This is a genomic window from Enterobacter cloacae complex sp. 394I7, assembly GCF_057320345.1.
The window spans coordinates 1,457,694-1,470,201 of the sequence record NZ_JBXWCR010000001.1; the positions used below are offsets into that span (position 1 = coordinate 1,457,694).

The following is a 12,508-nucleotide window of genomic DNA, read 5'->3' on the forward strand; positions in this document are numbered from 1 at the left end:
ACGCCTCATATGATTCGTGACGAATTACCGGTCGAATGTCAAGCAATTCTGTTGCCAGAATGACGAAAGCGCACACTCTACCTGATAAAATCCGTTACGCAACTTTATTAGCATGCAAAAGCAAATCACGCCAGCCAGGCTCCTGCACCTTATCCCCTCAGATTACAGGGAAAATTTGCCCCCAAAGCGCCCTCGGCGTAGACTATTGTCACTGTTTAAGGAGTGGATTATGCACAATACGACCCAACCAATTGACCGAGTCTCTCTGCTTATCGAAGCAAACAAGCTTATCCGTGATCATGAAGATACTCTGGCGGGCATTGAAGCCACCGGCGTAGAACAGCGTAATGGCGTGCTGGTTTTCAGCGGCGAATATTTCCTTGACGAACAGGGGCTACCTACCCCGAAAAGCACCGCCGTGTTTAACATGTTTAAATACCTGGCGCATACGCTTTCAGAGAAATATCACCTGGTTGATTAATGCAAAACGCGAGGCCTGAGCCTCGCGTTTTTGTTTACAGCAACGGTTTTTGTCCGCGCTGTAGCCAGCGGAGCAACAGCCGATCGGCACTTTCTGCCGCACTGTTGGTAAAGCGATCGAGCAGACGCTTGCGCTGCGTAAAGCGCACGCCCACCAGCTCACGGCCATCCATCAGGTTCAGCAGCAGGTCATCGCTAGTGCCCACTTCATCTACCAGTCCTTTCTCCTGGGCCTGGATCCCGTACCAGTGCTCCCCCGTCGCGACCTGCTCAATATCGAGCGATGGGCGCATACGGTGCACAAAGTCTTTAAAGAGGTGGTGCGTTTCATTGAGATCTTCACGGAATTTCTGACGCCCCTCTTCCGTGTTTTCCCCCAGCAGCGTCAGAGTGCGTTTGTACTGCCCGGCCGTGTGCAGTTCAATGTCGATCTCTTTGTTTTTGAGGAAGCGGTTAAAGTTAGGGATTTGCGCAACCACACCGATTGAACCAATAATAGAAAACGGTGCCGCCACAATTTTATCCGCGACGCAGGCCATCATGTAGCCGCCGCTCGCCGCGACTTTATCCACCGCGACGGTCAGCGGGATCTGTTTTTCACGCAGGCGCTGCAGCTGTGACGCAGCCAGTCCGTAACCGTGTACCACACCGCCCGGGCTTTCAAGACGCACCACCACCTGATCCTGCGGTTTTGCTACAGCAAGAACGGCAGTGACCTCTTCGCGCAGAGAAGAAACTTCATGCGCATCCATGCTGCCTTTAAAGTCGAGCACATAGACGCGGGGCTTTGCCTCATCCTGCGGTGCATTGAGCTTTGCTTTCGCTTTTGCCGCTTTGGCTTCCTGTTTATGCTTTTTCTTCTGCGCTTTAAGCCACTGCTTCTGTTGATGGCTATCGAGCAGCGACAGAGACATATCTTCCTGCATCTCTTTATACTGCTCACTCAGGCGGGTAATGCGTAACTCCCCACGCTGACGCTTACGCTGCGTCAGGTTTACAATCAGAACGGCAATCACCGCAATGGCAATCACCACCGTTGCGATTTTGGCCAAAAACAACCCATACTGAGAAAGTAATTCCACGCGTTCCACCTTGTTTAACCACGATTCTTTCACGGCAGTGTACAACAGCCCTGCCCATGCGTCTCGCTCGTGACATTACCTCTGCGAGCCTGCTTCAGGAATCCCCTCATGGGGTTTAAATATTTGCAAATTGTTAATTTTACAGTAATGCCTCCTGTAGACTGATTGAATTCTCATGCTAATTCGGGCATAAAGCCGAAAAGTCATAAAGAAGGCGTCATTGCGTCACTGCGCGCCAGAGGAGTCCCCGTGCATTATCAACCGCAAAAAAATCTGCTGCAAAATCGCATCATTCTGGTCACCGGTGCCAGTGACGGAATTGGTCGCGAGGCGGCCCTGACCTACGCTGACTATGGCGCGAGCGTTATTCTTATTGGTCGTAATGAAGAGAAACTGAAAAGCGTCGCGCAGGAAATAGAGGCGGCAGGCGGCATTCCGGCCCCGTGGTATACCCTCGATTTACTCACCTGCACGCCAGCGGTGTGCCAGGAGCTTGCTCACCGGATTAGCGCCCACTATCCGCGGCTGGACGGTGTCCTGCACAATGCGGGTTTGCTGGGAGAAGTCCGTCCTATGGATGAACAGGATCCCGATATCTGGCAGCAGGTGATGCAGGTCAACGTCAACGGCACGTTTTTCCTGACGCAGGCATTGCTTCCTTTATTACTTAAATCCGAGTCCGGCTCGCTGGTCTTTACCTCCTCCAGCGTAGGCCGCGAAGGTCGAGCCAACTGGGGGGCATATGCCGTCTCGAAATTCGCGACTGAAGGGATGATGCAGGTGCTGGCGGAGGAGTATCAAAGCCGCCATCTGCGCGTAAATTGCATTAACCCGGGTGGAACGCGCACCAAAATGCGCGCCAGCGCCTTCCCGTCGGAAGACCCGCAGAAACTGAAAACACCCGCAGACATTATGCCGCTCTATCTCTGGCTGATGGGCGACGACAGCCGTCGTAAAACGGGGATGACCTTCGATGCCCAGCCGGGCCGTAAACCAGGGATTTCGCAATGAGTGAAGAACGCCATCAACAACGCCAGCAGCGTCTGAAGGAACAGGTCGATGCGCGCGTTGCGGCCGCACAGGACGAGCGCGGGATAATTATCGTCTTTACCGGTAACGGCAAAGGTAAAACTACCGCGGCATTTGGCACCGCCACGCGTGCTGTCGGTCACGGGCAGAATGTGGGCGTCATTCAGTTCATCAAAGGCGAATGGCCGAACGGCGAACGTAATCTGCTTGAACCGCATGGCGTTGAATTTCAGGTGATGGCGACAGGTTTTACATGGGATACGCAGAACCGGGAAACCGATACTGCAGCTTGTCTTGCAGTCTGGGAGCACGCCAAAAGAATGCTGGCAGACCCCGCCCTGAATATGGTTCTGCTGGATGAGATAACCTATATGGTGGCCTACGACTATCTCCCGCTGGATGCGGTACTGGAGGCGTTACAACAACGCCCGGCGCACCAGACGGTTATCGTCACGGGGCGTGGCTGTCATCGGGAAATACTGGAGCTTGCTGATACCGTCAGCGAACTGCGTCCGGTCAAACACGCATTTGACGCGGGAATCAAAGCGCAAATCGGTATTGATTACTAAGAAAAAAGCCCGGTGATCTTCACCGGGCTTTTATGTTAACCGTTGTTGTTACGGCTGCCAGAGCGGCGGTTACTGCTCACCTGGCTATGGCGTTTCACCGCACGACGGATCTGATTCGCCTTCATACGACGACGATCTTTTTCCACCGCCACTTTAGAGGTGGTTTCTGGCGTCAGGCCGACCAGTTCACGCAGGTAGTTAGTCTGTGTCAGATCCAGCTCGGTATAACCACCCCGTGGCAGACCTTTTGGCAGCAGGATGTCGCCATAACGGACACGGATCAGACGGCTCACCTGCACACCTACCGCTTCCCAAAGACGACGTACTTCGCGGTTACGGCCTTCAGTCAGGGTAACGTTGTACCACTGGTTAATGCCTTCGCCACCGGTAAATTTGATGGTTTTAAATGCCGCAGGACCGTCTTCCAGCTGAACGCCGCGTGACAGATCGCGCAGTTTATTCTCATCAACCTGGCCGAAGACACGCACGGCGTATTCGCGTTCCACTTCACGGCTAGGGTGCATCAGACGGTTTGCCAGTTCACCATCAGTGGTAAACAGCAGCAGGCCGCAGGTATTCACGTCCAGACGCCCCACGGCAATCCAGCGAGCGCCACGCAGTTTAGGCAGACGGTCAAACACCGTCGGGCGACCTTCAGGGTCGTTGCGCGTGCACAGCTCGCCTTCTGGCTTGTAATACGCAAGCACGCGGCAAATCTGCTCAGCGGACTCTTTCACGGAGATAAGATGACCGTCGATGCGGATCTTCAATCCCGGTACGATTTCTACGCGGTCACCCAGCGTGGCGATTTTACCGTCCACACTCACGCGACCCGCTTCAATAATGGCTTCGATTTCACGGCGTGAACCGTGGCCGGCACGCGCCAGCACTTTCTGTAACTTCTCGCTCATTGAGCTTCCTCAGGTGTCGCCTTCACAGGCGTCGAATCAGGTCAAAAGAGGGCTCAGCCCTGCTTTGATGGCCGCGTAGTATATCTGCTTACACCCTTACAAGAAAGGCTTAACATCACCCACGCCTTCACGAATCACTTCTGGCGCATCTTCGGTTAAGTCAACAACGGTGGTTGGCTGCTGACCAAGGTAGCCGCCATGAATAATCAACTCGACCACCTTTTCCAGACGGTCTTTAATCTCTTCGGGATCGGATTCGGTGAACTCGCTGCCAGGCAACATTAAAGAAGTCGAAAGCATCGGCTCGCCGAGGGTTTCCAGCAGCGCCTGCGCAATCGGGTTGGACGGTACGCGCATCCCGATGGTTTTACGCTTTTCCTGTAACAGTCGGCGCGGCACTTCCTTGGTTCCTTTAAGAATAAAGGTGTAGTTGCCCGGCGTGTTATTTTTGATCAGACGAAACGCCACGTTATCGACATACGCGTAGGTCGACAGTTCAGAAAGATCGCGGCACATCAGGGTAAAGTTATGGCCGTCCGGCAGCTGACGAATGCGGCAAATGCGCTCCATCGCCCCTTTGTCTTCAATTTTACAGCCCAGCGCGTAGCCAGAATCGGTCGGGTAGACAATCACGCCGCCTTTGCGAACGATCTCCACGGCCTGATTAATTAAGCGTGGCTGCGGGTTATCCGGATGAATATAGAAAAACTGACTCATACTTCCCTCTCTTCAATTTTCTGCGGCTGTTCCCAGAGCTGCCAGACGGGCTCAACGCCTGCGGGCAACCAGAGCTTGCGTCCCAGCTCGATCCACGCACAGGGTTGATGGAAATCCGACCCCTGCGAACCCAGCAGACCGAACTGACGAGCGTAGGTCGCGAGTTGCGCACGCTCATTGGGCGCCTGCTGACACTGGGCGACTTCCATCGCCTCACCGCCACATTCGGCAAAGTGTGCCAGCAGTCTTTTCAGCCACTTAGCAGAAAGATTATACCGCCCCGGATGGGCGAGCACGGCCTTACCGCCAGAATGATGAATGACATCAATAGCTTGTTCTATTGTACACCACTGTGGCGGAACGTAACCGGTTTTCCCGCGTGCCAAATATTTTTTAAACACGTCCGCCATCGTTGTGGCTTTGCCCGCCTCAACCAGAAAACGGGCAAAATGGCCGCGCGTCACCGCCCCACCGTTTGCCAGTTTCTGTGCACCTTCCAGCGCTCCGGGAATATGCGCTTTTTCCAGTCGCTCACCAATCATTTCGGCGCGTTCGTTGCGGCGCGATTTTTGTTCTTGCAAAAACGCACGCATTGCCGGATGTTCAATATCGATATTGAGGCCAACAATGTGAATTTCGTGATTTTCCCAGACTGTCGAAATTTCGACGCCGGGCACCAGATTCAGCGCCAGTCCGCTGCGGGCAATTTCGGCGCGCGCCGCAGGAATAGCATCTGTCGTATCGTGATCGGTTATCGCCAGCGTGCCAACACGCATTTCAACGGCGCGATGAACCAGGGCTTCGGGTGTCAGCAGGCCATCAGAGGCCTGAGTATGGCTGTGTAAATCATAAATTACGGCGTAGGTGGTATCGCTCAAAGCACTTCCCATAGCAGGTTAAAGACATCCGAAACCCCTATGATAACGGCTTGGCGCGAAATTCTGAAATCAAGGGTTGACAACTCGCCATCGAACTAGTTAACTAGTACGCAAGTTCACACGAGAAAGGTATCTGAAAATGACAGCACATTTCACTCTGCACGGTTGGTGGCGCACATCCTGATTATCGGGCAGTGTCACACGTCTGCAAAATGCAAACAGATACCCAGCCCGCGACTAAGCGGGCTTTTTTTTTGAACAGAATAAATGAGAACAACATAATGCAAACAGCCAAACCACACCTCGAATTGCTGACCTGCGAGGCGGTCTATCGCCACAACCCAACCGCGCTGTTTCATCAGGTCTGCGGTGCGCGTCCGGCAACGTTGCTGCTGGAATCCGCGGATATTGACAGTAAAGACGATCTTAAAAGCCTGCTGCTGGTCGACAGCGCCTTGCGCATTACCGCGCTGGGTGACACTGTCACGATTAAGGCGCTCTCTGAGAACGGTGCCGCGCTGCTGCCACTGCTGGACGCCTCCCTGCCAGCGGGCATCGAGAATGAACGTCACCCGGAAGTGCGGATACTGCATTTCCCGCCGGTCAGCCAACTGCTGGACGAAGATGCACGCCTCTGTTCTTTGTCAGTCTTCGATGCCTTCCGCCTGCTGCAAAACCTGGTCTCGGTACCAGAAGATGAACGCGAAGCGATGTTCTTTGGCGGGCTGTTTGCTTACGATCTGGTCGCCGGTTTCGAAGACCTGCCGGAAACCGAACAGGGCAACCGCTGCCCTGACTACTGCTTCTACCTGGCCGAGACCCTGCTGGTGATCGACCATCAGAAAAAATACACCCGTATTCAGGCGAGTCTGTTCACGCCATCCGTGACCGAGAAAACACGTCTTGAGCAGCGCATTGCTCAGCTGCAACAGCAAATGACCGAAGCGCCACCCGCTCTGCCGGTTCAGCATGTAGAGAAGATGACCTGTGAGGTTAACCAGACCGACGATCAGTACGGTGCCGTGGTGCGTCAGATGCAAAAGGCGATTCGCGCCGGGGAAATTTTCCAGGTCGTCCCGTCCCGTCGTTTCTCACTGCCCTGCCCGTCGCCGCTGGCGGCCTATGACGTGCTGAAAAAGAGCAACCCAAGCCCGTATATGTTCTTTATGCAGGATAACGAGTTCACCCTGTTTGGTGCGTCACCGGAAAGCTCCCTGAAATACGACGCCACCAGCCGCCAGATCGAGATCTACCCGATTGCCGGTACACGTCCGCGCGGGCGTCGCGCCGATGGCTCTCTGGATCGCGATCTCGACAGCCGTATCGAACTGGAAATGCGTACCGACCACAAAGAGCTCTCCGAGCACCTGATGCTGGTTGACCTGGCGCGTAACGATCTGGCCCGCATTTGTACTCCCGGCAGCCGCTATGTGGCTGACTTAACGAAAGTCGACCGTTACTCCTTCGTGATGCACCTGGTCTCCCGCGTGGTGGGTGAACTGCGCAACGACCTCGACGTGCTGCACGCCTATCGCGCCTGCATGAACATGGGCACCCTGAGCGGTGCGCCGAAAGTCCGTGCGATGCAGCTTATCGCCGCCGCCGAAGGGCGTCGTCGCGGCAGCTATGGCGGTGCGGTGGGTTATTTCACTGCGCACGGTGACCTTGATACCTGCATCGTTATCCGCTCTGCCTATGTTGAAGACGGCATTGCCACCGTCCAGGCGGGCGCCGGGGTGGTTCTTGATTCTGTTCCGCAGTCTGAAGCTGACGAAACGCGCAATAAAGCTCGCGCGGTATTGCGCGCCATCGCTACCGCACACCATGCACAGGAGATTTTCTGATGGCTGACATTCTGCTGCTCGATAACATCGACTCCTTTACCTATAACCTGGCAGATCAGCTGCGTGCGAATGGTCACAACGTCGTTATCTATCGTAACCACGTGCCGGCGCAAACCCTGATTGAGCGTCTGGCAACCATGCAAAACCCGGTGCTGATGCTCTCTCCTGGCCCCGGCGCCCCCAGTGAAGCGGGCTGTATGCCTGAACTGCTGACCCGTATGCGCGGCAAGTTGCCTATTATCGGCATCTGCCTGGGGCATCAGGCGATTGTTGAAGCCTATGGCGGATACGTCGGTCAGGCGGGTGAAATCCTGCACGGTAAAGCCTCCAGCATTGAACATGACGGTCAGGCGATGTTTGCCGGGCTGCCGAATCCGCTGCCGGTGGCGCGCTACCACTCGCTGGTCGGCAGCAACATCCCGGCAGGCCTGACCATTAACGCCTCGTTCGAAGGCATGGTGATGGCCGTACGTCACGATACCGATCGTGTCTGTGGGATGCAGTTCCATCCGGAATCAATCCTCACCTCTCACGGCGCGCGTCTGCTGGAACAGACCCTGGACTGGGCGCTGCAGAAACTGGAACAGACCAACACCCTGCAACCTGTTCTGGAAAAATTGTATCAGGCACAGACCCTGAGCCAGCAGGAGAGCCACCAGCTCTTCTCCGCCGTGGTTCGCGGTGAACTGAAGCCTGAACAACTGGCGGCCGCGCTGGTGAGCATGAAAGTTCGCGGTGAAAGCCCGCAGGAAATTGCCGGTGCGGCAACGGCGCTGCTGGAAAATGCCGCCCCGTTCCCGCGCCCGGACTATATGTTTGCGGATATTGTCGGTACCGGTGGTGACGGCAGCAACAGCATCAATATCTCCACCGCCAGCGCCTTCGTGGCGGCTGCCTGTGGTTTGAAAGTGGCGAAGCACGGTAACCGCAGCGTCTCAAGCCGGTCGGGATCGTCAGACCTGCTGGCCGCATTCGGCATCAATCTCGAGATGAACGCCGAACGTTCGCGTGAAGCCCTGGACGACCTGGGCGTCTGCTTCCTGTTTGCGCCGAAATATCACACCGGTTTCCGCCATGCGATGCCGGTTCGCCAGCAGCTTAAAACCCGCACGCTGTTTAACGTGCTCGGCCCGCTGATCAACCCGGCCCATCCGCCGCTGGCGCTGATTGGCGTCTACAGCCCGGAGCTGGTTCTGCCGATTGCAGAGACCCTGCGCGTGCTGGGTTATCAACGTGCCGCGGTGGTTCACAGCGGGGGAATGGATGAAGTGTCGCTGCATGCGCCAACGCTGGTGGCCGAACTTCGCGACGGTGAAATCCTGAGCTATCAGCTGGAGGCGAGCGACTTTGGTTTAACGCCTTACCATCAGGAAGCGCTGGCGGGCGGCACGCCTGAAGAAAACCGTGACATTCTGACGCGCTTATTACAAGGTAAAGGAGAGGTCGCCCACGAGGCCGCCGTGGCTGCCAACGTCGCGATGCTGATGCGTTTACACGGCGAGGAAGATCTCAAAGCCAACGCACAAAAAGTTCTGAACGTACTGCGCTCAGGTGCAGCTTACGATCGCGTTACCGCACTTGCGGCAAGAGGGTAAAGAATGCAGACCGTTTTAGCGAAAATCGTTGCCGATAAGGCCATCTGGGTGGAAGCACGTAAAGCACAGCAGCCACTGGCCAGCTTCCAGAATGACGTTGTCCCGAGCAGCCGTCGTTTCTATGATGCTCTGCAGGGCGCACGCACCGCGTTTATTCTCGAGTGCAAAAAAGCTTCCCCGTCGAAAGGCGTTATCCGTGACGATTTCGATCCGGCGCGAATTGCCGGTATCTACAAACATCATGCGTCAGCCATCTCCGTGCTGACGGATGAGAAGTATTTCCAGGGCAGCTTCGATTTCCTGCCCGTTGTCAGCGGGATCGCGCCACAACCGATCCTGTGCAAAGACTTTATTATCGACCCGTATCAGATCTGGCTGGCACGCTTTTACCAGGCCGATGCCTGCCTGCTGATGCTCTCAGTGCTGGATGACGAACAGTATCGCCAGCTCTCTGCGGTTGCGCACAGTCTGAACATGGGCGTGCTGACCGAAGTGAGCAACGAAGAGGAGCTGGAACGCGCCATTGCGCTGAAAGCCAAAGTGGTCGGCATCAACAACCGCGATCTGCGTGACCTGTCGATTGACCTGAACCGCACGCGCCAGCTGGCGCCGCGTCTGGGCTCTGGCGTCACCGTGATCAGTGAATCCGGTATTAACAGCTACGCTCAGATCCGCGAGCTGAGCCATTTCGCCAACGGTTTCCTGATTGGTTCTGCAATGATGGAACATGACGATCTCAATGCCGCGGTGCGCCGCGTACTCTTGGGTGAAAACAAAGTGTGCGGCTTAACCCGTGAAGAGGATGCCCTGGCTGCGTATGAAGCCGGTGCGATTTACGGCGGGCTGATTTTTGTCGCCTCCTCCCCGCGCGTGGTGACCGAAGCGCAGGCGCGTCAGGTGATGACGGCAGCGCCACTCAGCTATGTGGGGGTCTTTCGCAACGCGGATATCGCCGACGTGGTAGCAAAAGCCGAAGCGTTATCTCTGCATGCGGTACAGCTTCATGGCAACGAAGATCAGGCCTATATCGATGCCCTGCGCAGCGCGCTTGCACCTCAGGTGCAAATCTGGAAAGCGCAGAGCGTGGGCGACAGGTTGCCTGAGCGTAACCTGAATCATGTTGATAAATACGTACTCGATAATGGCCAGGGCGGCACGGGACAGCGTTTTGACTGGTCCCTGTTGCACGGCGAAGTGCTGGACAATGTTTTGCTGGCGGGTGGACTTAGCCCGGCTAACTGCGTGGAAGCCGCCAAAGCGGGCTGCGCGGGCCTCGATTTCAATTCAGGCGTAGAGTCGCAACCGGGCATCAAAGATGCCAGTAAGCTGTCCTCGGTATTTAAAACTCTGCGTGCATATTAAGGAAGAGAAGATGACGACATTACTAAACCCCTATTTTGGTGAGTTCGGCGGGATGTACGTCCCGCAAATCCTGATGCCCGCCCTGCGCCAGCTGGAAGAAGCGTTCGTGAGCGCGCAGAAAGATCCGGCGTTTCAGGCTGAGTTTACCGACCTGCTGAAAAACTACGCTGGCCGTCCAACGGCCCTGACGAAATGCCGTAACCTGACCGAAGGCACCAAAACCACGCTGTATCTTAAGCGTGAAGATTTGCTGCATGGCGGCGCGCATAAAACCAACCAGGTGTTGGGTCAGGCGCTGCTTGCAAAACGGATGGGTAAAACCGAAATCATCGCTGAAACTGGCGCAGGCCAGCACGGGGTGGCATCAGCCCTTGCCAGCGCCCTTCTCGGTCTGAAATGCCGCATTTACATGGGCGCAAAAGACGTTGAGCGCCAGTCGCCTAACGTATTCCGTATGCGTCTGATGGGCGCAGAAGTGATCCCGGTGCACAGTGGCTCCGCGACGCTGAAGGATGCGTGTAACGAAGCGCTGCGTGACTGGTCTGGCAGCTATGAAACCGCGCACTATATGCTTGGCACCGCTGCAGGCCCGCACCCGTTCCCGACGATTGTGCGTGAATTCCAGCGCATGATTGGCGAAGAGACCAAAGCGCAGATCCTGGAAAAAGAGGGTCGCCTGCCGGATGCGGTGATCGCCTGCGTTGGCGGTGGCTCTAACGCTATCGGCATGTTTGCTGATTTCATCGACGAAACCAGCGTCGGGCTGATTGGCGTTGAACCTGCAGGCCACGGAATTGAAACCGGTGAGCACGGCGCACCGTTGAAACATGGTCGCGTTGGGATCTACTTCGGTATGAAAGCACCGATGATGCAGACCGATGACGGCCAGATTGAAGAGTCATACTCTATCTCGGCAGGTCTGGATTTCCCTTCCGTTGGGCCTCAGCACGCCTTCCTGAACAGCACCGGTCGTGCGGACTACGTTTCCATTACCGATGACGAAGCCCTGGAGGCGTTTAAAACGCTCTGTCGCCACGAAGGGATCATTCCTGCCCTGGAGTCCTCTCACGCCCTGGCGCATGCGCTGAAAATGATGAAAGAGAACCCGGAAAAAGAGCAACTGCTGGTGGTTAACCTTTCCGGTCGCGGTGATAAAGACATCTTCACCGTTCACGATATTTTGAAAGCACGAGGGGAAATCTGATGGAACGCTACGATAACGCATTTGCAGCACTGAAATCTCGCCAGGAAGGCGCGTTCGTTCCCTTCGTGACACTGGGTGATCCGGGTCCTGAGCAGTCGCTGAAAATTATCGACACCCTGATCGAAGCCGGTGCCGACGCGCTGGAGTTGGGTATTCCGTTTTCCGATCCTCTGGCCGATGGCCCGACTATCCAGAACGCAACGCTGCGGGCATTCGCGGCCGGTGTCACCCCGGGGCAATGTTTTGAGATGCTGGCCGCTATCCGCCAGAAGCACCCGACCATTCCGATTGGCCTGTTGATGTATGCCAACCTGGTCTTCAGTCGCGGTATTGATACCTTTTATGCAGAATGCGCGCGCGTGGGCGTTGACTCGGTGCTGGTGGCAGACGTACCGGTTGAAGAATCTGCGCCGTTCCGCCAGGCGGCGATGCGCCATAACGTGGCACCTATCTTCATCTGCCCGCCAAACGCCGATGATGAACTGCTGCGCCAGATTGCCTCTTATGGTCGCGGGTATACCTACCTGCTCTCCCGGGCGGGTGTAACCGGCGCGGAGAACAAAGCGGCGCTGCCTCTGCATCATCTGGTCGAGAAGCTGGCTGAATACCACGCGGCCCCTCCGCTGCAGGGCTTTGGGATTTCATCTCCCGATCAGGTCACGGCGGCAATTGACGCTAACGCAGCCGGTGCAATCTCAGGCTCCGCTATCGTTAAAATCATTGAGAAGAACGTGGACAAGCCAGAGCAAATGCTGGCTGAGCTGAAAACGTTTGTGAGCGCAATGAAAGCGGCAACGCGTAAAGCGTAACCTCTCCACCGTCTGGCTCCCCGCCAGA

Annotated in this window: 13 protein-coding genes and 1 other annotated feature; of the genes, 9 read left to right on the forward strand and 4 right to left on the reverse strand. The window is 55.9% G+C overall.

The features are described from left to right. Nucleotides 1-229 precede the first annotated feature (229 nt). Nucleotides 230-481 (forward strand): YciN family protein, encoded by a 252-nt coding sequence (locus AC2FAP_RS07045; protein ID WP_020882438.1) that lies wholly within the window; start codon nt 230-232, stop codon nt 479-481. A gap of 34 nt (nt 482-515) precedes the next feature. On the opposite strand, the gene sohB is transcribed toward AC2FAP_RS07045, so the two are convergent. Beyond that, entirely contained in the window at nt 516-1,562 is a 1,047-nt protein-coding gene (gene sohB / locus AC2FAP_RS07050; RefSeq protein WP_020882437.1) for a protease SohB, read from the reverse strand. 249 nt (nt 1,563-1,811) lie between these two features. On the opposite strand from sohB, the gene AC2FAP_RS07055 reads away from it, so the two are divergent. Both AC2FAP_RS07055 and cobO read left to right on the forward strand, forming a co-directional pair. Continuing rightward, on the forward strand, nt 1,812-2,573 hold the full coding sequence (locus tag AC2FAP_RS07055; RefSeq protein WP_020882436.1) for a YciK family oxidoreductase: 762 nt from the start codon (nt 1,812-1,814) through the stop codon (nt 2,571-2,573). Then, nucleotides 2,570-3,160, forward strand: coding sequence for a cob(I)yrinic acid a,c-diamide adenosyltransferase (cobO, locus tag AC2FAP_RS07060; protein ID WP_410389457.1), 591 nt, complete (start codon nt 2,570-2,572; stop codon nt 3,158-3,160). Before AC2FAP_RS07055 ends, cobO begins: the two co-directional genes overlap by 4 nt. A gap of 35 nt (nt 3,161-3,195) precedes the next feature. Here cobO and rluB read toward each other — a convergent pair whose 3' ends face one another. The 3 genes from rluB to rnm all read right to left on the reverse strand — a co-directional run bounded on the left by rluB (nt 3,196) and on the right by rnm (nt 5,678). Continuing rightward, a complete protein-coding gene (gene rluB / locus AC2FAP_RS07065; RefSeq protein WP_008502809.1) occupies nt 3,196-4,071 on the reverse strand; it encodes a 23S rRNA pseudouridine(2605) synthase RluB in 876 nt (291 codons plus the stop codon). Nucleotides 4,072-4,167: 96 nt separating this feature from the next. Further along, complete coding sequence (locus AC2FAP_RS07070; protein WP_003856793.1) at nt 4,168-4,788, reverse strand: L-threonylcarbamoyladenylate synthase; 621 nt, start codon at nt 4,786-4,788, stop codon at nt 4,168-4,170. Further along, nucleotides 4,785-5,678, reverse strand: coding sequence for an RNase RNM (gene rnm / locus AC2FAP_RS07075; protein WP_106504174.1), 894 nt, complete (start codon nt 5,676-5,678; stop codon nt 4,785-4,787). Before rnm ends, AC2FAP_RS07070 begins: the two co-directional genes overlap by 4 nt. Nucleotides 5,679-5,805: 127 nt before the next feature. Here rnm and trpL point away from each other — a divergent pair, with 127 nt between their 5' ends. The 6 genes from trpL (at nt 5,806) to trpA (ending at nt 12,480) form a co-directional block, all read left to right on the forward strand. Next, nucleotides 5,806-5,850 (forward strand): trp operon leader peptide, encoded by a 45-nt coding sequence (gene trpL / locus AC2FAP_RS07080; protein ID WP_106993556.1) that lies wholly within the window; start codon nt 5,806-5,808, stop codon nt 5,848-5,850. Beyond that, nucleotides 5,827-5,921: a sequence feature (Trp leader region), on the forward strand. (Overlaps the previous gene by 24 nt.) 26 nt (nt 5,922-5,947) lie before the next feature. After that, nucleotides 5,948-7,510: an anthranilate synthase component 1 gene (locus tag AC2FAP_RS07085; RefSeq protein ID WP_032678293.1), complete on the forward strand. Its 1,563-nt coding sequence runs from the start codon at nt 5,948-5,950 to the stop codon at nt 7,508-7,510. Next, nucleotides 7,510-9,105, forward strand: coding sequence for a bifunctional anthranilate synthase glutamate amidotransferase component TrpG/anthranilate phosphoribosyltransferase TrpD (trpD, locus tag AC2FAP_RS07090; protein WP_014170382.1), 1,596 nt, complete (start codon nt 7,510-7,512; stop codon nt 9,103-9,105). The genes AC2FAP_RS07085 and trpD overlap by 1 nt, the downstream gene beginning before the upstream one ends. 3 nt (nt 9,106-9,108) lie before the next feature. After that, complete coding sequence (gene trpCF, locus AC2FAP_RS07095; protein ID WP_449541686.1) at nt 9,109-10,467, forward strand: bifunctional indole-3-glycerol-phosphate synthase TrpC/phosphoribosylanthranilate isomerase TrpF; 1,359 nt, start codon at nt 9,109-9,111, stop codon at nt 10,465-10,467. A gap of 10 nt (nt 10,468-10,477) precedes the next feature. Further along, nucleotides 10,478-11,671: a tryptophan synthase subunit beta gene (trpB, locus tag AC2FAP_RS07100; RefSeq protein WP_020882431.1), complete on the forward strand. Its 1,194-nt coding sequence runs from the start codon at nt 10,478-10,480 to the stop codon at nt 11,669-11,671. After that, entirely contained in the window at nt 11,671-12,480 is an 810-nt protein-coding gene (gene trpA / locus AC2FAP_RS07105; RefSeq protein ID WP_014170385.1) for a tryptophan synthase subunit alpha, read from the forward strand. Before trpB ends, trpA begins: the two co-directional genes overlap by 1 nt. The last annotated feature ends 28 nt before the right edge of the window (nt 12,481-12,508 follow it).